Raw genomic sequence first — 22,704 nt, 5'->3', positions numbered from 1 at the left:
CGCCGCGCGCCGGCCCGGCCCCGGACCGACGCCTGAGCCGCGGTCATGAGGCGGCCGGGGCCCGCCAGCAGGCCTCGGAGGCAAGGCGCGAAGCCGGGGTGGCCGCAGTGTATGAGGGTCTGCAGGACAGGCGGTTGGCGGCGGGTTGCATCTGGACATCCCTGCCGTCACTCGCCATAGTCGCCGCGACATGCGAGAGGGCCGGACGGCGAGATCATGAAGAATGTGCTGCTGAAGATCTTCACCTGGTGGAACGGTTCGACGATGGGGACCGATGTCTTCACGTCCCGCAAGGGCGTGCGCGTCGGCGAGGATGAAGCCGGCAACACCTATTACCGCACCGCCGATGGCAAGCGCCGCTGGGTGATCTACAACGGTCCGGCCGAGGCGAGCGCCATTCCGCCGGGCTGGCACGGCTGGATCCATCATCGCGTCGACACCCCGCCGACCGAAGAGACCTACGTGGCCCGCGCCTGGCAGAAGCCGCATCGCGCCAACCAGACCGGCACCCCGGCCGCCCATCGCCCGCAGGGTTCGATCCTTTCCGCCGGCGAACGTCCCCGCGTCACCGGCGACTACGACGCCTGGACGCCCGGCTCCTGAGCCTGCCGGCCGCGCCCGTCCGCTTCCGCAGCGGACGGCGCTGACCCGACGTCAGGCGGCCCGAGCTTCGGCGGCCTCTCTTCCCGATCCGCGCCGCATCCGCGCATGCGGCCTTCCGCGAGCGCGCGATGCCTCCCATCTCCGTCATCATCGACACCGATCCCGGCCAGGACGACGCCGTGGCGATCGCGCTTGCGGTCGCCTCGCCGGACGACTTCGAAATCCTCGGCCTGACCATCGTCGCCGGCAACGTGCCGCTGGCGCTGACCGTCGACAACGGGCGCAAGGTGCTCGAACTCTGCGGCCGGCCGGACATTCCCGTCTACGCCGGCGCCGACCGCCCGCTGCTGGAAGCGCTCGTCACCGCCGAGCATGTCCACGGCGAGACCGGCCTCAACGGCATCGACCTGCCGGAGCCGACCGTTCCGGTGGCGGCCGGCCATGCGGTGGACTTCATCATCGAGACGGTGATGTCGCGCCCCGAGGGCACGGTGACGCTCTGCGCGCTCGGCCCGCTCACCAACATCGCCATCGCGCTCGCCCGCGAGCCGCGCATCGCCGCGCGCATTCCCCGCATCGTGCTCATGGGCGGGGCGATGTCGGAGGGCGGCAACATCACGCCGGCGGCCGAGTTCAACATCTACGTCGATCCGCAGGCCGCGGCGCTGGTGTTTGCCGCGGGCATTCCGCTGGTGGTGCTGCCGCTCGACGTCACCCACAAGGCGGCGACGACACCGGCGCGGATCGAGCGCTTTCGCGCGTTGCCGAACCGCTGCGGCCCGGCCTTTGCCGGCCTGCTCGATTTCGCCAAGCGCTTCGACGAGGAAAAATACGGCACCACCGGCGGCCCGCTGCACGACCCGATGACGGTGGCGTGGATGCTGCGGCCGGAGATCTTCTCGGGCCGCGAGGTCAACATCGCGATCGAGACGGCGAGCCCCCTGACGCGCGGCATGACCGTCGTCGACTGGTGGAAGGTCACAGACCGGCCGGTCAACGCGCTGTTCATCCGCGACCTCGACGACGACGCCTTCTACGATCTCCTCGTGGAGCGATTCGCCGCCCTGCCCTGAAACGGGCCGCCGCCTTGGCGCCGCATTCGCGACCGAGGGTGCCGGGCGCAGGGTCAGGACCGGGGAAACAGGACGGGACCGGCCATTCCCTTCGAGGCACCGGACGGGTCCAGACGACAGACGGGACAAGATGATTTCGACAGTTGCCAGACGCTCCGCCGCCCTCGCCCTCCTCGCCGGCACCTTGCTGGCCGCCGGCGCCGACCTGGCCCATGCCGAGAAGATCGCCAACCGGGTCGCCGTGTTCACCGGCCTCGACAAGATCACCGGCCGGATCATCACCTTCGACGTCTACATCGACGAGACCGTGCAGTTCGGCGCGCTGCGCGTGACCCCGAAGGTCTGCTACACGCGGCCGATCACCGAGGCCTCGCAGACCGACGCCTTCGTCGAGGTGGACGTGATCACCCTCGACAACAAGATCCAGCGCGTCTTCACCGGCTGGATGTTCGCAGCCAGCCCCGCGCTCAATGCCATCGAGCACCCGGTCTACGACGTCTGGCTGAAGGACTGCCGGCAGGAAAGCGACGTGCCGCCGCCCGGCGAGCGTGGCGGCGAGCGGCAGGCGGCGCCGAATGTCGAGGAGCAGGAGGTGCAACCCGGCTCCGGCACGCCGACCGGCGCCATCCCGCTGCCCCGGCCCAAGCCCCCGGTCCCCGCCTTCGACGCCTCGCCGATCCCCGGCGACGAGGATCTGCCGGCCGACGTGCCGAGCGAGGACATCGAGGACTGAGGCAGCAGGCCTGATCGGCGGGAGGGTCAGATGGCGCTGAAGCTCGTCCACATCTCCGACATCCACCTCGATCCCGCGCCGATCCTCGGCCACGATCCGGAGGAAAACTTCGCGCGCTGTCTCGCCGATATCCTGCGCGACCACGGCGATGCGGACCGGATCGTCATTACCGGCGACCTGACCCACCGGGGGCGCGCCGAGAGCTATGCCCGGCTCGCCGCGATGCTGGAGGACAGCGGGCTTGCAGGCGACCGCGCACCGCGGCTGCTGATCGGCAACCACGACGACCGCGAGACCTTCGTCTCCGTCTTTCCGCAGACCCCGCGCGACGGCGACGGTTACATCCAGTGGACCGAGGAGACGCCCGCGGGCGTGTTCGTCTACATGGACACGGCCGAGGCCGGCACCCATGCCGGCCACTATTGCGCCCGCCGGCGAGCCTGGCTGGACGCACAGCTCAGCGCCGCCGCCCGTGACGGCCGCGCGGCCTATCTGTTCCTGCACCACAATCCGGGGGTCATCCATGTGGCCAATGCCGACCGGATCGGCATCGTCCAGCAGCCGGAGCTGCTCGCCCTGCTGCTGGCCCACCGCGACACGGTGCGGCACCTGTTCTTCGGGCACTGCCACTACACCCTGAGCGGCAGCCTGCGCGGCATCCCCTTCTCCGCGCCGCGGTCCACCTGCCATGTCTGCTGGCCGGACTTCTCCGGCATCGCCGACCGCATGGGCCACGGCGCCCTCGCCCCGAACTACAACGTCTGCTTCGTCGACGACGAGGGCGTGGTCGTCCACAGCATCGACTTTCTCGATGCCGGCAAGGTGCGCTGGCTGGAGGACTGAGATGCGGAAGCGGGTGAGTCTCTACCCACCCAGCGCGACATAACCGATCGCGACCGGCATCGCCGCCAGCAGGACCACCGCCAAGGCCGTGAGCAGGCCGTCCCGCGTCAGGACACCGGCCGCAAACAGGGCGATCGCGGCAGAGGCGATCGATCCGGACGTCGGGATGACCTCCATGAACGGCATCAGCAGGGTGACGCCGAGAACGAGAACGAGCGGCAGGTAGATCCACGGCGGCTCGACCAGGGCGGTCATGCGCGGCCTGAGCAGCCGCTCGACGGCCTGCACGGGACGCCGCAGCCAGCGCACGCCCTTGTCCAGTTTGTCCGTCGAGATCCTGCGGTCGGAGATGACCCGCGGAAGCCACAGCGACTTTCGCCGGGCGATCATCTGGATCACGAGCAGGAATTCGATGACGGCGACCATCGCGGTGATCCCGGGGATGGCGCTTGCCGGAGAGGTGGAGATCAGCGCGAACACCAGCATGAGTGAGGCGAAGGAGTGATCGCCCATCGCGGCGACGACCGCGCTGATCGGTACCTGGTCTCCCTCGATCCCGTGTTCGAGGTCATCCAGAACCTTGCTCAGCGCGTGGCTGCTGTCGTCGCCCATGGAAATCTCCTCCGATGGCTTCAGGATGCCGCGGACCGAGGTGACCGCCGCAGCGAAACAGCGAGTCCCGGTCCGGCGGACGGCCTCCGCAGATCTCCCGTTGCACTCCACCGACCGGCGATCGCACGCACATGGAGGTGTCGGACCGGAGGCCGCGGGTCTTCAGAAGGCAGGTCAGATGTCGCGGAAAACGCCTTCCTGCTAGAAGCCGGATCGCGGCTGCAAGTTCCCTCGCTGGCAGGCGCTTCATCCGGATTTCGCAAGGGACATCGTCGTCAAACCTGGACCGCAGGCGCGAAGGGGCGCCCCCCGCGCCGCCAACAGGCACGGGCCTGCGATCGGCGTGGCGCATGGCTCACGCAAAACGTCAAAAGGGTCTTGTAGTGTCTTGTAATCGCGCCTGAAAAGGCTCGAGCTTCAAGCAGCGCTGATTCTTGACCAGCAGCCGGCATTTGCCAGCAAAATCGAGATTTTTGAAATGGTCGGAGCGGCCGGATTCGAACCGACGACCCCTTGACCCCCAGTCAAGTGCGCTACCAGACTGCGCTACGCTCCGACGCGGACGGGTGTAGCCGGTTCGCTCGCCGGCGACAAGTGCAATTTCACCCGCCGTCCCGCACAGGCGTCAGCGGCAGGGCGAGCAGGCCGCCCGTGGTCGGCCGGGCGACGCCGGTGGTGCCGGGGAAGGTCAGCGGCAGGCCGCGGCGGCTGCGCACGGCGAGGAAGGCGAAGGCTTCCGCCTCAAGAAAGTTGCCGGAAAGGCCGAGGCTGCCGGCCGGGGTGACGGCAAGGGCCGTGGCGAGGGCGATGTGGCGCAGAAGCTCCGGGTTGTTCGCCCCGCCGCCCGCCGCGACGATCCGCCGGGGCCGGGCCGGCAGCAGGGCGACGGCGGCGGCGATCGAGGCGGCGGTAAAGGCCGCCAGTGTCGCCAGCGCGTCCGGGGTGGCGAGATGGTCCACGGGGCCGGCGTCGAAGGCATCGCGGTCGAGGGACTTCGGCCAGGGCGCCGCGAAATGGGGATGAGCCATCAGCCGGGCGAGCGCCAGTTCGTCCACCGATCCGGATGCCGCGATCCGGCCGCCGTCATCAAAGCGCAGGCCCTCGCGGCGCATCAGCAGGTCGTCCATCAGCGCGTTGGCAGGGCCGGTGTCGAAGGCGACCGGGTCAGCCTCCGCATCGAGCAGCGTGATGTTGGCAACTCCGCCGAGATTGAGGATAGCCACCGGCAAGTCCAGCCCGACGTGGGCGGCGAGCGCGCGGTGATAGACCGGCACCAGCGGCGCGCCCTGACCGCCGGCGCCGACATCGGCGGCGCGAAGATCGTGGACCACCGGCAGGCCGGTCTCGCGGGCGAGCCGCGCGCCGTCGCCGATCTGCACGGTCAGGCCGCGTTCCGGCGCATGAAACACCGTCTGCCCGTGAAAGCCGACGAGGTCGACGATCGCGCCGGCATCGAGGGTGAGCGCCGCCAGACGCCGCACCACGTCGCGGTGCGCATCGGTGACGACCTTCTCTGCCCCCGCCAGCGCCGGCGGCCGGGCGTTGCGGTCGGTCATGTGCCGCGCCTCAGCCAGCGCGGCGCGCAGCGTGGTGCGCTCGTCGTCGGTGTAGGGGCGGAAGAAGGTGGGGCCGAAGGCGTCGATCCGCTCGCCGTCGGTGCGGATCACCGCGGCGTCGACCCCGTCCATCGACGTGCCGCTCATCAGCCCGAGCGCCCAGAGATACCCGTCGTCCGCACCATCGTTCATGGGTCTCGCACTCTTTGAAGGATGTCCGCGCGTGCCGCAGCAACGGCACGATTTGGCATCGGAAAGATGAATTGCCCGTCAATCTCTGCTAAGACGCCGCCACCCCGCCCGGCGTCGGGCGGTCATCAGGGAACAGGGTGTCATGAGCGGGTTCAAGTCGGATTTCCTGCGCGTTCTTTCCGAGCGCGGTTTCGTCCATCAGATCTCCGATCCGGAAGGTCTGGACGCGGCGGCGCTCAAGGGTCCGGTCACCGGCTATATCGGCTATGACGCCACGGCCAGCAGCCTGCATGTCGGCCACCTCACCCAGATCATGATGCTGCACTGGATGCAGGAGACCGGGCACCGGCCGATCGCGCTGATGGGCGGCGGCACGACCATGATCGGCGATCCGTCGTTCAAGGACGAGGCGCGCAAGCTGCTGTCGGTCGAAGACATCGGCCGCAATCTCGAGGGCATCCGCGGCTCCTTTTCGCGCTACCTCGACTTCGACGGCGGCCGCGCCGAGATGATGAACAACGCCGACTGGCTGCTCGGGCTCAACTACGTCGAGTTCCTGCGCGACGTCGGCCGGCATTTCTCGGTCAACCGGATGCTGTCCTTCGATTCGGTGAAGCTGCGGCTCGACCGCGAGCAGTCGCTGTCCTTCCTCGAATTCAACTACATGATCCTGCAGGCCTACGACTTCGTCGAGCTCAACAGCCGGCGCGGCTGCGTGCTGCAGATGGGCGGCTCCGACCAGTGGGGCAACATCGTCAGCGGCATCGACCTTGGCCGGCGCATGAACGACGTGCAGCTCTACGCCCTCACCTCGCCGCTGCTGACCACGGCGTCCGGCGCCAAGATGGGCAAGACGGCGGCCGGCGCGGTCTGGCTCGATGCGGAGCTGCTCAGCCCTTACGACTTCTGGCAATACTGGCGCAACACCGAGGACGCCGACGTGGTGCGCTTCCTCAAGCTGTTCACCACCCTGCCGATGTCCGAGATCGACCGGCTGGCGGCGCTCGGCGGCGCGGAGATCAACGAGGCGAAGAAGGTGCTCGCCGGCGAGGTGACCACCCTGCTGCACGGCCGCGCGGCGGCGGAGGCGGCCGCCGAGACGGCGCGCAAGACCTTCGAGGAGGGCGCGCTGGCCGGCGACCTGCCGACGATCGAGGTGCCGATGGCGGAGATCGACGCCGGGCTCGGCGTGCTCAGCGCCTTCGTGCGCGCCGGCCTCGTCGCCTCCAACGGCGAGGCCCGCCGGGCCGCGGCCGGCGGCGGCCTCAAGGTCAACGACGCGTCCGTGACGGACCCGACCGCCAGCCTCTCCCGCGCCGACCTCACCGGCGACGGCGTGATCAAGCTCTCCTTCGGCCGCAAGAAGCACATCCTCCTGCGCGCGGTGTGAGGCCAGAACCGGTCTGGCGGGACCACCGTCCCGTCAGCCGAGCTCGAACAGCTTGCGCAGCACGCCCGGCGCCACCACCGACAGCGGGTTGACCGACAGTTCCGGCGCGTCGATCGCCCCGCTCAGGCGGAAGGTGACGCCGACGAGGCCGGCGCGACCGCCGGCAAACAGCGTCTGGCCGAGGATCGGTATCTTGCCGAGCAGATTGTCGAAGGCGCCGGCCGGCAGGTAGGAGCCGGTGAGGCGCAACAGGTCGCGGCGGAAATCGACCTCGCCCTGCAGCGACAGGCCGGCATGGCTGGCACGGACCACCCCGTCGATGATCGACAACCGCCCGTCGGCAAAGCGCAGGTCCATGATCAGGCGGCGCAGGTCCACCGTGCCGCTGCCCGGCGTGTCGGGATCGGGCGCCGCCGTCGCCAGCCGCGCCAGCGCCGGCTCGTCGACGATCTTCCAGCGCTGGCCGTCGAGCCGGCCGGACAGCCCGCCCTGATCATCGACCACCGCGTCCAGCGTCGCGCGGCCGCCGTAGACCCGCGAATAATAGTCGAGGAAGCGCAGCAGCCGGCCCATCTCGCTGGCCTCCACGCTGAGCCGGCGCACGGCGCCCTCGGCGTGCAGGGTCGCCGAGGTCGCGCCGCCGCCACCGGTCTGCGCGGTCAGCGACATCGACGACATGCGACCGCCCGTGATCGATGCGTCGACGTTGACGCCGTCGATCTCCTCCTCGCCCCAGCCGGTCACCGCGCCGATCTGCATGGCGATGTCGCCGGTGAAGCCCGGTCCCCCGCCCCCGGTCTGGCCGCGCTTCAGCCGGGCGTCGATCAGGCCGCGCGCGTCGAAGCGCGCGCCCTTGACCGAAAGCTGCAGGCCGCGGCCCTCCGATTGCCGCGCCGTGACGGCGAGCCGGTCGCCGGCGGTCAGGCGGAACACCGGCAGGTCGGCCGAGACCGGCTTGCCATTGGCGTCGAGCCGGATCTCGCCCTCGATGCGGGCGTCGCGCGCGGTGAACACGAAGTCGTCGATCCGCGTGCCGCCGTCGCGCTCGACCAGCCGGAAGGTTGCCTTGCCGGCGGTGCCGCGCGCCTTGGTCCAGCCGAGGTCGCCGAGATCGATGGTCGCGGCGGACAGATCCGCGGTCACCGCCTGGTAGGGCGCGCCCGAGGCGTCCTTCTGCGCCGAGACCTCCACCGGCACGTCGCCCTTGATCAGGTCGCCGAGGTCGAGGCCGAGCTTCTTGCGGGCGTCCGCGTCGAGAACGAGACGGAAGGACGTCGCGCCGTCGTCGCCGCCCGTCAGGGGCCGGTCGATGTCGATGTCGGCATTGACGCCGTCGACGATCGCCTCGCCCGTCACGCGGACACGGCCGGCCACGATCCGGATGTCGGCGCTCGCCTTCGACAGCGCGCGGCCGAACACGGGACGGGTCGAGGCAAGGCCCTCCACCTTGATCGACGCCTCGTAATCCACCTGCTCGGCCGGCAGGTGAGCGATCAGCGGCATCGTCGCCCGCACCGTCGCCTTGCCGCTGCCCGACAGATCCTGCGGCGTGGCGCCGAGATCGATGCCGCGCGACAGCGGCAGCGATTGCCACAGCGAGAACATCGCCGCCGCCTCGCCGGCGAGATCGAGGGTGGCGGTGCCGATCTGCGGATCGACGTCGATGCGCGGCACCACGAAGGTGCCGGCGGGCGCGGCCAGCGTGCGGCCGTCCTCCAGTTCGACCACGGCGCTTTCCAGCGTCACGGTGAAGGCGTTGTTCTCCAGCCGCCCGCTGCCCCTGGCGCGGGTGATCATCGGGCCGCCCGGAAAGGGCCGAAACGTCAGGTCGTCGAAATTGAACAGCAGCAGGGTGTCGCCCTGCCGCACGCTGCCGCCCGCGTCGTCCTTGCCCTTGCCGGGAAGCGACACGGCGAGATCGACCGTCGCGCCGGTGATCATGCCGGAGACGACATTGTCGCGCACCCAGTTGCGGGCGTTGGGCACGATCACGGCCGGCCAGATCTGCTTCAGCTTGTCGACCGGGATGCGCTCGGCAATCCCCGACAGCCCCAGCACGGGGCGCGCGAGTGGTGCGACATGGACAGGGCCGCGGAGAAGCGCGTCTGCTCGTCGTCGACCACGAGGCTGTCGATGGCAAACTGGCCCGCGGCCGGATCGTAGCTGCCGCTGAGGCGCGCACCGCCGCGCCGGCCGGCGGCACCCGGCGTGCCGTCGCTGGCCGTGAGCGACAGCGCATAGCGCCAGCGGACATCCTCGCTTGCCGGCGGATGGACGCGGCCGGACATCAGCGCGCTCCCGGCGGGAAAGGAAGCATAGGAGGGCGAGATCACGATCGCGCGGTCCGACGGATCCCAGCGGACATCGATCTGGCCGCGTTCGAGCAGGACGTCGACATCCTCCCCCTCCGCAAGTTCGATGCGGCCCGCGCTCAGCCGGCCGCTGGCGCTGGCAAGACGTCCGTCGCGGTCGACCACCGCCTCGATGTCCGCGTCCAGCGAACCGGTGACGGCGGGCGCGCATCCCCCATCCGCCGGGCAAGATCGGCAACGTCGATCGTGCGGGCCGACAGCTTGATTCGGCTGGTCTCGGTCGCGGGGTCGGGGCGGACCTCGATCCGGGCCGACCACGGACCGCCCGCCCCGGCGCCCGCGACGCGGAAATCGACGGTGCCGGAGCGATCGGCAGTCTCCACCGGGGAGGCCAGGGTTACGGCGGCATTTTCCAGAAGCGGGATCCGCACGCCGTCCGTGCGCAGGGAATAGACGGTCAGCGAGCCGATCTCGGCCGACCCGAGGCCGGCATGGGCAAGTTCCGATTCGAGATAGGCGAGCATCAGCAGCGGGTCGGGAATCTCGACCCCCTCGCCGGCCACCATCTCGCCGACCACATGATCGGCGGAGAGCCGCGTCACGTTGCGGCCGCGTCCGAGCAGGGTCGACCAGGCGGTGGTGGCGGTGAGCGTGTCGACGGAGACGACGTTGCCGCCGCGCAGCCGCGCCCGCACGTCGCGCAGGTGGATCACCGGGGCAAGGCCGTCGTCGATCGACAGGCCGATCGCGCCGATGTCGACGGCGGAGCCTTCGCCCAGCATCGCGCCGGCGACGATCTCGGCCTCGTCGGCAAGCATTTCCGAGTAGAGCGGCTGGGAGGTGAGGCGGACGAACAGCCAGATGCCGGCCGCCAGCCCGACGAGGAGCAGCACCAGACCCACGCGCAGGATGCGCGCGCCCGGTCCGCGGCGCCGCGGCCTCTGCGGCGGTGCCATGCCGCCGCCTGCCTCCGTGATGTTCGCGTTCAAACGACCGTCGCCTTTCCTGCGCGCGACCGGGTCCCAGCCCGGGCAAGAGCCTCGACCGAACTGCGATCCGGCCTGCTGCCGCTTGCGTATCCGGATCACCCCGTGCCAGACACCACCATGGTCCCAGACCGGCACGGCCAGACAAGGATGACCCGATGACCGCCGAAACCGACAGCAACACGCTTTCCGCAGGCATGCCGGCACCGGACTTCACGCTCCCGACGGGAGATGGCCGCAGGATCACGCTTTCGGACCTCTCGGGCAAGCCCGCCGTGGTCTATTTCTACCCCAAGGACGACACCGGCGGCTGCACCCGGCAGGCGAGCGAATTCTCGGCCGCCCTGCCGGAGTTCGAGGCGCTCGGCGTGGCCGTGGTCGGCATTTCGCCGGACACCGAAGAATCCCATGCGAAGTTTGCCCGCAAACACGGCCTCACGGTGGCGCTGCTCGCCGACCCCGACCGCGAAGCGATCGAGGCCTATGGCGTCTGGGCGCAGAAATCGATGTATGGCAAAACCTACATCGGCGTCGATCGTTCCACCTTCCTCATCGGCGCCGATGGACGCCTCGTGCGGATCTGGCGCAAGGTGAAGGTGCCCGGCCACGTTGCCGAGGTGCTCGAGGCGGCCAGGGCGCTCTGACCGCCCCGCGCCGCAGGGTCGAACGCAGCAAACGGGACAGCATGATGGACGCCACGATCCGCGCCGAGCGCGACAGCCTGCGCGAGCGCGCCCGTCTCGTCGTCGCCACCGCCGATCTTGCCGAGAAGGTCGATCTGGCCTACCGCACGGCGCGCGACTGGTTCGGCCGGCGGCTCGACCGGGGCACGGGCACGATCGGGCCGGCGCTCGCCGAGCGGCCCGGCCGGCCGGAGCATCCGATCCTGCTGCCGCCGCGGGAGATGAAGCGGCGCTCGGCGGTCGGCCTGCAGGGACGGATCGCCCTCCTCCACTCGCTGGCCCATATCGAGCTCAACGCGGTCGACCTCACCTGGGACCTCGTTGCCCGCTTCGTCGACCAGGCGATGCCGCGCTCCTTCTTCGACGACTGGGTTCAGGTCGCCTCGAGGAGGCCAAGCATTTCTCGATGCTCGACCGCCGGCTGAAGGAACTCGGCGGCGCCTACGGCGACCTGCCGGCCCATGACGGCCTGTGGCAGGCGGCCGAGGCGACGGGCCACGACCTGCGCGCCCGGCTCGCCGTCATTCCGCTGGTGCTGGAGGCGCGCGGGCTCGACGTGACGCCGGCGATGTCGGACAAGCTGCGGGCGGCCGGCGACGAGCCGAGCGCGGGCATCCTCGACGTCATCTACCGCGACGAGAAGCGTCACGTCGCCTTCGGCGCGAAGTGGTTCCGCTTCCTGTGCGACCGCGACCGGGTGGCGCCCGAGCCAGCCTTCCACGACCTTGTCCGCCGCAATTTCCGCGGCCCCCTGAAGCCACCGTTCAACGACCGGGCCCGCTCCGAAGCCGGCCTGACGCCGGGCTTCTACAAGCCACTCGCCGGCATTGCCGGGTAACCATCGCCCTTCCTGCCGCGAAACAAGGCAGATGCCGCTTGCGCATCAAGTCTTCGTTAACCCTAACCATCTCTAATCATCTCCACTCGAATAAGAATCTCGATACTAGAGGCGGCAGGCAGATGGCGCGCTATCGTTCCGAGGACCGCTATCGGTCGAACAAGCCCGTCCGTCGCATCATCGTCACCAAGGGCGACGAGGTGCGCAGCTACGTGGTCCGGCCGTGGGTGGCCGGGTCGCTGGCGCTGGTCGGAGCGCTGTTCGCCGCCGTCTATCTCGCGCCACCGCCTATCTCGTGTTCCGCGACGGGCTGATCGACGCCTCCCTGAGCCGCACCGCCGACCTGCAGCAGGCCTACGAGAACCGGATCGCCAACCTGCGCGGCGAGATCGACCGGATCGCCAGCCGCCAGCTTCTCGACCAGGTCGCCTACGACCAGAAGATCGAACGGCTCCTGAGCCGCCAGGCTGAACTGACCGATTCGCAGAAGATGCTCGGCAGCCTGCTGGAAACCGCCAAGGGCCAGGGCCTCGATGTCGGCCCGGTCGATCCGACCATCACCGGCAGTCTTCCGGCAGCGCCGGCCCGTACGACCGCGACCGCCCGCCTGACTCCCTCCGCGCGCCTCGACGCGCCCGATGTGGCCAACGCCTATGCCTCGCCCGCGCCGGCCGGCACGGCCGGTGCAAGCTTCGACGCGCTTCTCGATGGCGAACGGGACGAGCCGGCCACGCCGAAGCTGCGCGGCGCCGCCGCCGAGGTCGAACCTGCCGAACGGCCCAACCTTGCCGCGATGGCCGACCAGCTCCAGACGCTGAAGAGCCAGCAGTATACGGCGATCGCCGCCATCGCCGCCGCGGCCGAGACCAAGACCGAGAAGGCCCGCTCGATCATGCGCTCGGTCGGCATCAACCTGAAGGTTGCCAAGACCGAGACGGCCTCGACCGCCGACACCGGCGGCCCCTACATTCCGCTCGGTTCGGCCCAGCAGTTCGCCGACGCCGTCGGCCGTGCCCAGACGGCGATCGAGCAGCTCGGCCGCGTGCGCAAGGCCACCGCCACCCTGCCCCTCGAGGATCCCCTGACCGGCGCGACGATGACCTCGACCTTCGGCTCGCGCAGCGACCCGTTCCTCGGGCGGCTGGCGATGCATTCCGGCGTCGACTACCGCTCGCCGACCGGCCGCGACGTGCCCGCCTCCGCACCCGGCAAGGTGGTTTTCGCCGGCCGCAGCGGCGGCTACGGCAATCTCGTCGAGATCGACCACGGCAAGGGCCTCACCACCCGCTATGCGCATCTGAGCTCGATCAGCGCCCGGGTCGGCGAGAAGGTCGCCAAGGGCGAGAAGATCGGCGAGGTCGGCTCGACCGGCCGCTCGACCGGCCCGCATCTCCACTACGAGACCCGGGTCAACGGCGTCGCCGTCGATCCGCAGATCTATCTGGCCGCCGGCCGCCGTCTCGAGCGCCTGTTCGGCGGCTGAGGGCGGAAGGCCGGATCCCGCCACCGCTGGTCCAACGAAAAAGGCGCCCGAGGAGGGCGCCTTTTCTGCGTTTCGGTGAGGTCGATGGCAGCCGGCCGGATCAGTCGACGTCGGTGATCTCGCCGTCCTTGCCGCCGTGGACGCGGTGGGCGAGCGCGGCCTCCATGAAGGCGTCGAGGTCGCCGTTGAGCACGTCCTGCGGACTGGTGCTTTCCACGCCGGTGCGCAGGTCCTTGACCAGCTGGTAGGGCTGCAGGACGTAGGAGCGGATCTGGTGGCCCCAGCCGATCTCCGTCTTGCCGGCCGCCGCGGCGTTGGCCTTCTGCTCGCGGATTTCCAGCTCGCGCTCGTAGAGGCGGGCGCGCAGCATGTTCCACGCCGTGGCGCGGTTCTTGTGCTGGGAGCGCTCGCTCTGGCACTGCACGACGATGTTGGTCGGCAGATGCGTGATGCGCACCGCCGAGTCGGTCGTGTTGATGTGCTGGCCGCCGGAGCCCGACGCCCGGTAGGTGTCGATGCGGCAGTCGCTCTCGTTGATCTGGATGTCGATCGAATCGTCGACCACCGGATAGACCCAGACGCTGGCAAAGCTGGTGTGCCGGCGCGCCTGGCTGTCGTAGGGCGAGATCCGCACCAGCCGGTGCACGCCGGATTCGGTCTTCAGCCAGCCGTAGGCGTTGTGGCCCTTGACCATGATCGTCGCGCTCTTGATGCCGGCTTCCTCGCCGTCGTGCATCTCGAGGATCTCGACCTTGTTGCGGTGCTGCTCCGCCCAGCGGGTGTACATGCGCAAGAGCATGTTCGCCCAGTCCTGGCTCTCGGTGCCGCCGGCGCCGGAGTTGATCTCGATGTAGCTGTCGTTGGAATCCGCCTCGCCCGCCAGCAGCGATTCGATCTGCATGCGATCGATCTCGGCCTTCAGCTCGCGGATCGCCTGCTCGGCGTCGGCGATGACGGTCTTGTCACCTTCCATCTCGCCGAGCTCGATCAGCTCGACATTGTCCGACAGCTCCGCCGTCAGCCGCTGCACGGCGTTCATGCGGGTTTCCAGATCGGTGCGCTCGCGCATGATCTTCTGCGCGCGCTCCGGATCGTTCCAGAGTGCGGGGTCTTCGACGAAGCCGTTCAGTTCGGCAAGGCGTGCCTGGGACTTGTCCCAGTCAAAGATGCCTCCTCAGCAGGGTCATACCCTGCTCGATCTCGTCGACGATGGCCTCGATTTCCGCGCGCATGGCGTGTCTTTCTACTCCGAGGATGGAAGGCGTGGTCCGGCCGGATGCCGAAGCAGGCGCAAAATAGGGAGCGCGCGCGGCGATGTAAACCTCGCCGGTGCATGCCGCGGGCTCAGCGCGGCCTGCCGTGCTTACGGCGCCAGACCGTCGCCCCAGTCGAGCCGGCGGGCGACCTTGTAGATGTCGCCGTCGCGGCGGCTGAAGGTCGTGACGCGCGCATCGCCCTCCTGGCGGCAGAGCTTGAGCTCCACATGGCCGCTTCCGGCCCGCGGCCGGGTCAGCACACGGCCGTCCAGCGCCTCGCCCGGACGGCGGGCGACGGCAAGATAAGCGAACTTCTCGTCCTCGAACGGCACCTCGGCGCGCTTGGCGCGAAGATGCAGCCGCGAGCGGGCGAGCCGGCGGGAGAAATGGCACCAGTCGGGGGCAACGAGCGGGCACGGGCCCTGATGCGGACACGGCGCGACCACCACACCGCCGGCGCCGAGCGCCAGGTCCCTTGCCGCCAGGATGCGCTGCCAGCCGGCGGGGGTGCCCGGCTCGACGACGACGAGGAGGTCGCCGGTCAGCGCGAAGGCACGCCGGATCAGCGCGTCGCGCTCGGCCGGCTCCAGTTCGTCGAGCACATAGCCGATGGTGACGATGTCGGCGGGCTCGGCCTCGACGAGGCCGGCACGAACATCACCGGCAATCCAGCGCAGCGACGGCACCGCCGCGGCACGCGCCATGCGCTCGCCCCAGGCGCGGATGGCGGGGCTGCCCTCGGCGAGCGTGACCGCTTCGATCGACGGCCAGCAATCCAGCGTGGCCCAGGTGGCCGAGCCGGGACCGGCGCCGATATCGAGCAGCGTGCGGGGGGCGAGGTCCGGCATCCGCTCGGACGCCGCGGCGACGGCGGCGCGGATCGCGGCATAGGTCGCCGGCAGGCGCGCCGCCATGTAGGCGCGGGCATAGAGGTCGGCGGAGAGGTGCATCCGGCCGTCGCGCACCTCGCCGCGGTAGCGCGCCGACAGCGCCTCGGCCGCACCGGCGAGGGTCGCAAGGTCGATGCCGTCGAGAGCCTCGTCGGCCACCGCCCTCAGATGCGCGGGAAGATCCACGACGGCGCTCTCCCATCCCGCGGGACGATGGCGGTCAGTAGAGACCGCCGGTCCCGGTGATCGCGGCGCGCTCGGCCTCGGTGTTGACGCGGGAGGCCCCGGCCTCACCCCAGGAGCCGTAGTCGCCGATGACCTCCATGCGGTCGGGCGGCGCGGTGCCGGGCTTGAAGGCCTCGAGGATGACGTTCTGGCCCGAGCCGCCGGCGCGCAGGCCGGTCTTGCGGTCGATCGGCACCAGCGTCAGCCCTTCGGGCACGCGGAACTCGACCGGCGGCTCGCCGGCCAGCGCGTTCTGCATGAAGTCGAGGAACACGGGGGCGGCGAGAAGACCGCCGGTCGAGCCCTTGCCCATCGGCCGCGGCTGGTCGTAGCCGAGATAGATGCCGACGGTGAGGTCCGGCGTGAAGCCGACGAACCAGGCATCCTTTTCCTCGTTGGTGGTGCCGGTCTTGCCGGCAACCGGGCGGCCGAGCGCCTTGACGGCGGTGGCGGTGCCGCGCTGGACGACGCCTTCCATCATCGAGGTGATCTGGTAGGCGGTCATCGGATCGAGCACCTGCTCGCGCTCGTCCACCACCTCCGGCTCGTCCTGACCTTCCCAGGTCGGGACCGAGCAGTCGGCGCAGAGGCGCTGGTCGTGCTTGAACACGGTCTTGCCGTAGCGGTCCTGCACCCGGTCGATCAGGGTCGGCTCGACCCGGCGGCCGCCGTTGGCGATGATCGAATAGGCGTTGGTCATGCGCAGCAGCGTGGTTTCACCCGCGCCGAGCGACATGGACAGCACCGGCAGCATGTTGTCGTAGATGCCGAAGCGGCGCGAATATTCGGCGACGAGCGGCATGCCCATGTCCTCGGCGAGGCGCACGGTCATGACATTGCGCGAGCGCTCGATGCCGGTGCGCAGCGTCGCCGGGCCGAGGAACTTGCCGCCGTAGTTCTTCGGCTTCCAGATGCCGAGGCTACCGCCCTGGTCGACCTCGAAGGGCGCGTCCATGACCACGCTCGACGGCGAGTAGCCGTTGTCGAGCGCCGCGGCGTAGACGAAGGGCTTGAACGACGAGCCCGGCTGGCGCCAGGCCTGCGTCGCGCGGTTGAACTCGCTCTGGGCGTAGGAGAAGCCGCCGACCAGCGCCTTGACGCGCCCGGTGACCGGATCCATGGCCACGAGGCCGCCGGAGATTTCCGGCACCTGACGCAGGCGGTAGACGCCGCTGCCATCGCCACCGGTCTCGACCCGCTCGACGAAGACAACGTCGCCGGTCTTGAGCACGTCGGACGGCGTGGCCACGCGGCGGCCGCGGTCCGGTCCCTTGGCCCAGCGCGCCCACTTCATCAGTTCGAGCGGAATCGTGCCGAGGTCGCGGTCGGTGTCGACGCCGCCGGTCGGGGTCTTGCCGGGCTGCAGGCCGATGGTCACGTCGGTGTCGGTCAGGGAGATCACCGTGGCGAGCTGCCACTCGGGCACATCCGCCAGCGCGGGAAGCTCGGCCAGCGGCAGGCCCCAGTCGCCCGAGACGTCGATCTCGGCCACCGGTCCGCGCCAGCCGCGCGTCTCGTCGAATTTCAAGAGCGCCTTGTGCAGCGAGCTGCGGGCCATGACCTGCAGCTGCGGATCGAGCGTCGTGCGCACCGACAGGCCGCCCTCGTAAAGGCCCTTCTCGCCGTAGCGGCCGATCAGTTCGCGCCGCACCGCCTCGACGAAGTAATCGGAGGCGAAGACGTCGGCGCTGAGCTCGCGGCGGGTGATGGTGATCGGCGTCGCCTTGGCCGCGTCGCCCTCTTCGGCGGTCGCGTGGCCGTTGATGACGATCTGGTCGATCACCCAGTTCCGCCGCTCCATGGCGGCATCGTAGTAGCGGTAGGGATTGTAGTTGGTCGGCGCCTTGGGCAGGGCGGCGAGGAAGGCGGTCTCGGCAAGATCCAGATCGCCGACCGGCTTGTCGAAATAGAACAGCGAGGCGGCGGCGACGCCATAGGCGCCGAAGCCGAGATAGATCTCGTTGAGGTAGAGCTCGAGGATCTGGTCCTTGGTGTAGGCCTGCTCCATGCGCAGCGACAGGAGCATTTCCTTCACCTTGCGGTCGACCGAGCGCTCGTTGGTGAGAAGGAAGTTCTTGGCCACCTGCTGGGTGATCGTCGAGGCGCCGACGAGGCGGCGGCCGCGGAGATAGAAGTCGACGTTCTTCACCATCGCCGCGCCGAGCGAGACGATGTCGATGCCGGGATGATTGTAGAAGTCCTTGTCCTCGGCCGAGAGGAAGGCGTTCTTGACCTGGTCCGGGATGAGCTGGATCGGCAGGAACAGCCGCTTCTCGTGGGCATACTCGGCGACGAGCTGGCCGTCGGCCGCATGCACGCGGGTCATGACCGGCGGCTCGTAGTTCTGCAGCCGCGCGATGTCCGGAAGATCGCTCGATTCGCTCTTCAGGTAGATGGCGACGCCGCCGGCGACGATCAGCGCGAGGAAGGCCCCGATCGCGAAAGCCCAGCCAAGGAACCGAACAAGAATCATGATCTGCTTTCTGTTGTCGGCGCGGTCGAACCGGCGGGTCGCTCTCCCGCAGGGCCCTGCCGGTCTCCGTGCGTCCTTCGGCCGGCCCACCGCTGCGTTGGCCATATGACCCGCAAGTTCGGTGACGGCAAGCGACGTTGGAAGTCCTCGGCTTATTCGTCTTTCTTTGTGGCAAAGCTTGGATGAACCCGTGACCAATATGCCACAGCCACCGGCGAACGTCGCCTGTCGCGGCGAAATTCGATGCAGATTTCAGGGCGCCGCCCGGCTAGCGGCTGGCGGAGGCCAGCCGGCGGCTGAAGAAGCGCGACACGGAGGCGGCGACCGATTCTGCGACCCGGGCGCGCCATTCGGGCGAGGACAGCAGCTGCTCGTCCTGCTCGTTGGACAGGTAGCCGAGTTCGACCAGCACCGAGGGAATGTCCTGCGCGCGCAGAACCCGGAAGCCGGCGGAACGGTGCGGATTGCGAATCATCTTCGTCGAGGTCGACAGGCCCGAGACAAGCTCGCGGGCGAACACCATCGAGAAGTTGCGGGTCTCGCGCCGCGCAAGATCGATCAGGATGTTGCTGACCCCGTCCCGCTCTTCGGGAAGGTCGAGGCCGGCGATCACGTCCGAGGCGTTTTCCTTGGCGGCGAGCGCCGCGGCCTCACGGTCCGACGCCTTCTCGGACAGGGTGTAGACCGTGGCGCCGCGCACGAAATCTTCCGGCGTCGCGTCGGCGTGGATCGAGATGAACAAGTCGGCCTCGTGCTCGTGGGCGAAGCGGACCCGGTCGTTGAGGCCGACGAAGCTGTCGTCGGTGCGGGTCATCTGCACCTCGATCTGGCCCGTGGCCGTGATCTGGCGCCGCAGTTCCTCGGCGAAGGCAAGGACGATGTCCTTCTCGCGCAGGCCGTCGCGGCGACGGTGCCGGGATCGATGCCGCCGTGGCCGGGATCGATCACCACCAGCGGATGGATGCGGTCGGCGCGGGCAAGACCGGACGGCAGGCGGTCGGTCTTGGCGACCGCCACCTCGGCCATCGCCTTGCGGGCCACCACGTTGCGCGCCTGGTCGGCGAGGAAGGCCTCGCGCGTGGTCTCGACGAGATCGACGACGAAGCGGGCGGGCTGACCCTCGATCGCCGGCAGCAGGAACGACTTGTCGATCGACACCGGCCCGGTCGCGTCAATGACGATGCGCGACTTGCCCCGCCCGATCAGGCCGTAGCGGAAGCTGCGGATCAGGCCCCTGCCCTCGCCGCCGACCGTGTCGGAGAACTTGAAGTCCACTTCCGGCAGATCGATGACGATGCGGTAGGGATCGTCCAGCGCGAAGGCGGCGGTCTCGACCCCGTCGGTGAGGTCGACGATGAAGCGCGTGCGCTTGTCGTCGCCGACGATTCGCGCGTCGCGTGCCACGGGCCGAGCCTCGGGCGCGGTCACGACGCCCTGCGCAGGCGCCGCCGCAGCCGCGGGCGCAGCCGACGTGGCGATCAGGGCGGCACAGAGGACCGCGCGCAGGGTCGGCGAGATGATGGGCATGGCTCCTGCTGGGTTCCCGGAGTCGGCGCGTGCCGTCGATGCCTTTCATAGACCCCTACAGGGCCTTGGTTAACCTTTTCTTGACGGCCGTCCCCGGCCTCGGGCCGGCGCTGCGGATGGAAGGCGGCGAATGCGGCGGCATTCGGGCGCAGGCTCGCCGATTGCGGGGCACGGCCGCAGGATGCAGGCTGGCACCTCGAAGCGAAATAGGCCAGTCGGGACGGCAACATCTTGCCAATTGCTGTAAGGCTCCTTACAAGAAGGCAAGGAACCTGAATCCTCATTCTCGGCAACGTGCGCGATCGTGAATCGATGATCCGTCCAGATCGACGGACACTTCGGATCGCAGTCCACATGAGCGGCAGGCCGGAGATGTGGCGGCATCGACCGCAAGACATCTCGACAGGTATCGACCGCCGGGAAGCGCAAGGGCTGGATGGCCCGGCGTTTCCGGACAACGGATGCGACGCTGCCGCAGCAAGCGACGGTTCCCCTGGCGCGCGTGGCGTGCCGGTTCGACAGATGTTTTGCCATGCGCGCATGGCCGCATGAGACCGACGGACTGACAAGACGTGGTGACCGAGGGTGGAGATTTGCGACCGCGGCGTGTGGTTGGACGGGGATGATTTCCCGCCTGCTCCCGCGTTCGGCCGTGGCCACCGCAGACCGCCGTTCCGTCTCCCCATTCCAAAGAACAGAAAACGGCTGCACCGGATCGCGCCGCCTCGCTGGGAAGCGGGCGGGCGCGTCTTCGTGCGCCGTGGAGTATCCTATTGATGTCCAACAAGATGCTTATCGATGCCACCCACCCGGAGGAGACCCGGGTTGTGGTGGTCAAGGGGTCGCGCGTCGAGGAGTTTGACTTCGAGTCCGCCAACCGCAAACAGTTGCGTGGCAACATCTACCTTGCCAAGGTGACGCGCGTGGAGCCGTCGCTTCAGGCGGCCTTCGTGGAATACGGCGGCAACCGCCACGGCTTCCTCGCCTTCTCGGAAATCCATCCCGACTACTACCAGATCCCCTGGGCCGACCGTCAGGCGCTGCTCGATGCCGAAGAGGCCGAGGCGCACGAAGATTTCGACCCGCGCCCTGCCCGGCAGAGCCGGCGCAACGACCGCTCCTCGTCCCGCGATCGCAACGGCTCCGGCGGCGAGGCCAGCCCGGCGCGCAGCGACGAGCAGTCGGTGTCCGAGGACGCCGGCAGCCACGACGGCGACGGCAACGGCCACGACCGGCAGCACGACGCGTCCGCGTCGGACCACGGCGCCGAGCACGAGTCCGAGAACGGACCTGCGGGCGAGCATGGCGGCGACGTGACGGAAGTCCGCGGCAGCCGCGGCGACGACCATGACGGCGACGACGAGGATCACGTCGAGTCGGTGGGCGCCGAAGACGCCATGGAAGAGGTGCCGATGCGCCGCAAGCCGCGGGCGCGCCAGTACAAGATCCAGGAAGTGATCAAGCGCCGGCAGGTCCTGCTGGTGCAGGTCGTCAAGGAAGAGCGCGGCAACAAGGGTGCGGCGCTCACCACCTATCTGTCGCTTGCCGGCCGCTATTCGGTGCTGATGCCGAACACCGGGCGCGGCGGCGGCATCTCCCGCAAGATCACCAATGTCGCCGACCGCAAGCGCCTCAAGGAGGTCGCTCACGAGCTGGAAGTGCCCGAGGGCATGGGCGTCATCCTGCGCACCGCCGGTGCGAGCCGCACCAAGGCCGAGATCAAGCGCGACTTCGAGTATCTGCTGCGCCTGTGGGAGAACGTGCGCGACCTGACCCTCAAGTCCAGCGCGGCGACGCTGGTCTACGAGGAGGGCTCGCTGGTCAAGCGCTCGATCCGCGACCTCTACAACAAGGACATCACCCAGGTCCTCGTGTCCGGTGACGAGGCCTACCGCGAGGCCAAGGACTTCATGCGCATGCTCATGCCGAGCCATGCCAAGAACGTCCAGCCCTACCGCGACTCCGCGCCGATCTTCGCGCGCTACTCGGTGGAGCCGCAGCTCGACGCGATGTTCTCGCCGCAGGTGACCCTGCGCTCGGGCGGCTACATCGTCATCAACCAGACCGAGGCGCTGGTCTCGATCGACGTGAACTCCGGCCGGTCGACCCGCGAGCACAACATCGAGGACACGGCCTACCAGACCAACATGGAAGCCGCCGAGGAGGTCGCGCGCCAGCTGCGCCTGCGCGACCTTGCGGGCCTCATCGTGATCGATTTCATCGACATGGAAGAGAGCCGCAACAACAAGGCGGTGGAGCGCAAGCTCAAGGATTGCCTCAAGAACGACCGCGCGCGCATCCAGGTCGGCCGGATCTCGCATTTCGGCCTGATGGAGATGAGCCGCCAGCGCATCCGCACCGGCGTGCTCGAAGGCTCCACCGAAGTCTGCCCGCACTGCCTCGGCGCCGGCATCGTCCGCTCCACCGAGAGCGTGGCCCTGCATGTGCTGCGCTCGCTGGAGGACCAGCTTCTCAAGGGCGTCACCCATCACCTCACCATCCGCACGCGGACGGCGGTCGCGCTCTACATCCTCAATCAGAAGCGCCGCCATCTCTTCGAGCTCGAAGCCCGCTTCGGCCTCAGCATCACCATTTCCGCCGACGAGCATGTCACCGGCCAGCATTACGTGCTGGAACGCGGCGAGATCATCCTGAACCCGCAGCCGGTGCAGCACATCATCCATCCGGAAACCGTCTATCCGGAAGACGAGATGGATGAGCTCGAGGTCGACGAGACCGAGGAGACGCAGGCGTCCGAAGAGACCGAGGCCGGCGAGACCCGCGACGGCACCGAGGCCGAGGGCGAGGGCGAGAGCCGCAGCAAGCGTCGTCGCCGTCGCCGGCGGCGGCGGAGCGGCGACGGCTACGCCACGGGCGAGCAGTCGAGGGTGGTGCGTCCGGTGACGACGACGAGGACGACGAGGACGAGTCCGGCGACGAGATGCAGGCCTCCGGCGAGGAGAGCGGCGACGAGACCTCGGGCGAGGACGCGTCCGGCGATGACGAGAGCGACGAGGACGGCTCGGCCA

The 22,704-nt window shown here is 69.2% G+C and carries 19 protein-coding genes, 1 tRNA gene and 1 pseudogene; 10 read left to right on the top strand and 11 right to left on the bottom strand.

Annotated elements, in window-relative coordinates; translation table 11 throughout:
- Positions 1-216: 216 nt before the first annotated feature.
- The 4 genes from A6302_RS12980 to A6302_RS12965 all read left to right on the top strand — a co-directional run bounded on the left by A6302_RS12980 (position 217) and on the right by A6302_RS12965 (position 3,252).
- Entirely contained in the window at positions 217-603 is a 387-nt protein-coding gene (locus tag A6302_RS12980; RefSeq protein WP_069307389.1) for an NADH:ubiquinone oxidoreductase subunit NDUFA12, read from the top strand.
- 128 nt (positions 604-731) lie between these two features.
- Entirely contained in the window at positions 732-1,676 is a 945-nt protein-coding gene (locus A6302_RS12975) for a nucleoside hydrolase (RefSeq protein ID WP_069307388.1), read from the top strand.
- Positions 1,677-1,806: 130 nt separating this feature from the next.
- A complete protein-coding gene (locus tag A6302_RS12970; RefSeq protein ID WP_069307387.1) occupies positions 1,807-2,409 on the top strand; it encodes a DUF2155 domain-containing protein in 603 nt (200 codons plus the stop codon).
- Positions 2,410-2,439: 30 nt separating this feature from the next.
- On the top strand, positions 2,440-3,252 hold the full coding sequence (locus A6302_RS12965; RefSeq protein WP_083255744.1) for a metallophosphoesterase: 813 nt from the start codon (positions 2,440-2,442) through the stop codon (positions 3,250-3,252).
- 21 nt (positions 3,253-3,273) lie between these two features.
- On the opposite strand, the gene A6302_RS12960 is transcribed toward A6302_RS12965, so the two are convergent.
- The 3 genes from A6302_RS12960 to A6302_RS12950 all read right to left on the bottom strand — a co-directional run bounded on the left by A6302_RS12960 (position 3,274) and on the right by A6302_RS12950 (position 5,612).
- Positions 3,274-3,864 (bottom strand): exopolysaccharide biosynthesis protein, encoded by a 591-nt coding sequence (locus A6302_RS12960; protein WP_069307386.1) that lies wholly within the window; start codon positions 3,862-3,864, stop codon positions 3,274-3,276.
- A gap of 479 nt (positions 3,865-4,343) precedes the next feature.
- A tRNA-Pro gene (locus A6302_RS12955) sits at positions 4,344-4,420 on the bottom strand.
- A gap of 46 nt (positions 4,421-4,466) precedes the next feature.
- Positions 4,467-5,612, bottom strand: coding sequence for an anhydro-N-acetylmuramic acid kinase (locus tag A6302_RS12950; RefSeq protein ID WP_069307385.1), 1,146 nt, complete (start codon positions 5,610-5,612; stop codon positions 4,467-4,469).
- A gap of 142 nt (positions 5,613-5,754) precedes the next feature.
- Between A6302_RS12950 and tyrS the strand changes: the two genes are divergently transcribed.
- Positions 5,755-7,002 (top strand): tyrosine--tRNA ligase, encoded by a 1,248-nt coding sequence (gene tyrS / locus A6302_RS12945; protein WP_069307384.1) that lies wholly within the window; start codon positions 5,755-5,757, stop codon positions 7,000-7,002.
- 33 nt (positions 7,003-7,035) lie between these two features.
- Here tyrS and A6302_RS12940 read toward each other — a convergent pair whose 3' ends face one another.
- The 3 genes from A6302_RS12940 to A6302_RS12930 are packed head-to-tail and all read right to left on the bottom strand — an operon-like array spanning position 7,036 to position 10,270.
- Complete coding sequence (locus tag A6302_RS12940; RefSeq protein ID WP_069307383.1) at positions 7,036-9,060, bottom strand: hypothetical protein; 2,025 nt, start codon at positions 9,058-9,060, stop codon at positions 7,036-7,038.
- Positions 9,012-9,479: a hypothetical protein gene (locus A6302_RS23005; RefSeq protein ID WP_069307382.1), complete on the bottom strand. Its 468-nt coding sequence runs from the start codon at positions 9,477-9,479 to the stop codon at positions 9,012-9,014. Before A6302_RS23005 ends, A6302_RS12940 begins: the two co-directional genes overlap by 49 nt.
- On the bottom strand, positions 9,434-10,270 hold the full coding sequence (locus tag A6302_RS12930; protein ID WP_141703746.1) for a hypothetical protein: 837 nt from the start codon (positions 10,268-10,270) through the stop codon (positions 9,434-9,436). The genes A6302_RS23005 and A6302_RS12930 overlap by 46 nt, the downstream gene beginning before the upstream one ends.
- Before the next feature lie 188 nt (positions 10,271-10,458).
- Here A6302_RS12930 and A6302_RS12925 point away from each other — a divergent pair, with 188 nt between their 5' ends.
- The 4 genes and pseudogenes from A6302_RS12925 (at position 10,459) to A6302_RS12910 (ending at position 13,304) form a co-directional block, all read left to right on the top strand.
- On the top strand, positions 10,459-10,944 hold the full coding sequence (locus A6302_RS12925; RefSeq protein WP_069307380.1) for a peroxiredoxin: 486 nt from the start codon (positions 10,459-10,461) through the stop codon (positions 10,942-10,944).
- 44 nt (positions 10,945-10,988) lie between these two features.
- Positions 10,989-11,821, top strand: a pseudogene (locus tag A6302_RS12920) (ferritin-like domain-containing protein).
- Positions 11,822-11,943: 122 nt separating this feature from the next.
- Positions 11,944-12,135, top strand: a complete 192-nt coding sequence (locus A6302_RS12915) for a hypothetical protein (RefSeq protein ID WP_069307379.1) — start codon at positions 11,944-11,946, stop codon at positions 12,133-12,135.
- Positions 12,117-13,304, top strand: coding sequence for a M23 family metallopeptidase (locus A6302_RS12910; RefSeq protein ID WP_069307378.1), 1,188 nt, complete (start codon positions 12,117-12,119; stop codon positions 13,302-13,304). The genes A6302_RS12915 and A6302_RS12910 overlap by 19 nt, the downstream gene beginning before the upstream one ends.
- 100 nt (positions 13,305-13,404) lie before the next feature.
- Here A6302_RS12910 and prfB read toward each other — a convergent pair.
- From prfB to A6302_RS24540, 5 genes are all read right to left on the bottom strand, one after another.
- Positions 13,405-14,536, bottom strand: a protein-coding gene (prfB, locus tag A6302_RS12905; protein ID WP_141703744.1) for a peptide chain release factor 2 whose coding sequence is annotated in 2 segments (ribosomal slippage) — positions 13,405-14,466 and positions 14,468-14,536 — 1,131 coding nt in all. Because the reading frame shifts where the segments join, the coding sequence is not laid out codon by codon here.
- A 131-nt stretch (positions 14,537-14,667) separates the two neighbouring features.
- Positions 14,668-15,636, bottom strand: a complete 969-nt coding sequence (locus A6302_RS12900) for a small ribosomal subunit Rsm22 family protein (protein ID WP_069307376.1) — start codon at positions 15,634-15,636, stop codon at positions 14,668-14,670.
- A 34-nt stretch (positions 15,637-15,670) separates the two neighbouring features.
- Entirely contained in the window at positions 15,671-18,148 is a 2,478-nt protein-coding gene (locus A6302_RS12895; protein ID WP_069307375.1) for a penicillin-binding protein 1A, read from the bottom strand.
- 268 nt (positions 18,149-18,416) lie between these two features.
- The gene (locus A6302_RS24545; protein WP_245294055.1) at positions 18,417-18,992 is read right to left on the bottom strand and encodes an N-acetylmuramoyl-L-alanine amidase family protein; all 576 of its coding nucleotides are present in this window, start codon (positions 18,990-18,992) and stop codon (positions 18,417-18,419) included.
- Entirely contained in the window at positions 18,959-19,675 is a 717-nt protein-coding gene (locus A6302_RS24540; RefSeq protein ID WP_245294054.1) for an AMIN domain-containing protein, read from the bottom strand. The genes A6302_RS24545 and A6302_RS24540 overlap by 34 nt, the downstream gene beginning before the upstream one ends.
- A gap of 776 nt (positions 19,676-20,451) precedes the next feature.
- Between A6302_RS24540 and A6302_RS12885 the strand changes: the two genes are divergently transcribed.
- The coding region (locus A6302_RS12885; protein ID WP_069307374.1) for an Rne/Rng family ribonuclease at positions 20,452-22,704 on the top strand (2,253 nt) is incomplete at its 3' end.

It is taken from the genome of Methylobrevis pamukkalensis, assembly GCF_001720135.1.
Lineage (GTDB): Bacteria > Pseudomonadota > Alphaproteobacteria > Rhizobiales > Pleomorphomonadaceae > Methylobrevis > Methylobrevis pamukkalensis.
Note: the sequence above shows the minus strand (reverse complement) of the source record. Positions and strands in the feature narration are given on the sequence as shown.

Excerpts from the sequence above, each read along its gene's own strand:
- A6302_RS12930 (WP_141703746.1), bottom strand. The coding sequence starts at position 10,270 with ATGGCACCGCCGCAGAGGCCGCGGCGCCGCGGACCGGGCGCGCGCATC.
- A6302_RS24540 (WP_245294054.1), bottom strand. The coding sequence starts at position 19,675 with ATGCCCATCATCTCGCCGACCCTGCGCGCGGTCCTCTGTGCCGCCCTG.
- A6302_RS12915 (WP_069307379.1), top strand. The coding sequence starts at position 11,944 with ATGGCGCGCTATCGTTCCGAGGACCGCTATCGGTCGAACAAGCCCGTC.
- tyrS (WP_069307384.1), top strand. The coding sequence starts at position 5,755 with ATGAGCGGGTTCAAGTCGGATTTCCTGCGCGTTCTTTCCGAGCGCGGT.
- A6302_RS12925 (WP_069307380.1), top strand. The coding sequence starts at position 10,459 with ATGACCGCCGAAACCGACAGCAACACGCTTTCCGCAGGCATGCCGGCA.
- A6302_RS12965 (WP_083255744.1), top strand. The coding sequence starts at position 2,440 with ATGGCGCTGAAGCTCGTCCACATCTCCGACATCCACCTCGATCCCGCG.
- A6302_RS12950 (WP_069307385.1), bottom strand. The coding sequence starts at position 5,612 with ATGAACGATGGTGCGGACGACGGGTATCTCTGGGCGCTCGGGCTGATG.
- A6302_RS12970 (WP_069307387.1), top strand. The coding sequence starts at position 1,807 with ATGATTTCGACAGTTGCCAGACGCTCCGCCGCCCTCGCCCTCCTCGCC.
- A6302_RS12960 (WP_069307386.1), bottom strand. The coding sequence starts at position 3,864 with ATGGGCGACGACAGCAGCCACGCGCTGAGCAAGGTTCTGGATGACCTC.
- A6302_RS12975 (WP_069307388.1), top strand. The coding sequence starts at position 732 with ATGCCTCCCATCTCCGTCATCATCGACACCGATCCCGGCCAGGACGAC.
- A6302_RS12895 (WP_069307375.1), bottom strand. The coding sequence starts at position 18,148 with ATGATTCTTGTTCGGTTCCTTGGCTGGGCTTTCGCGATCGGGGCCTTC.
- A6302_RS12980 (WP_069307389.1), top strand. The coding sequence starts at position 217 with ATGAAGAATGTGCTGCTGAAGATCTTCACCTGGTGGAACGGTTCGACG.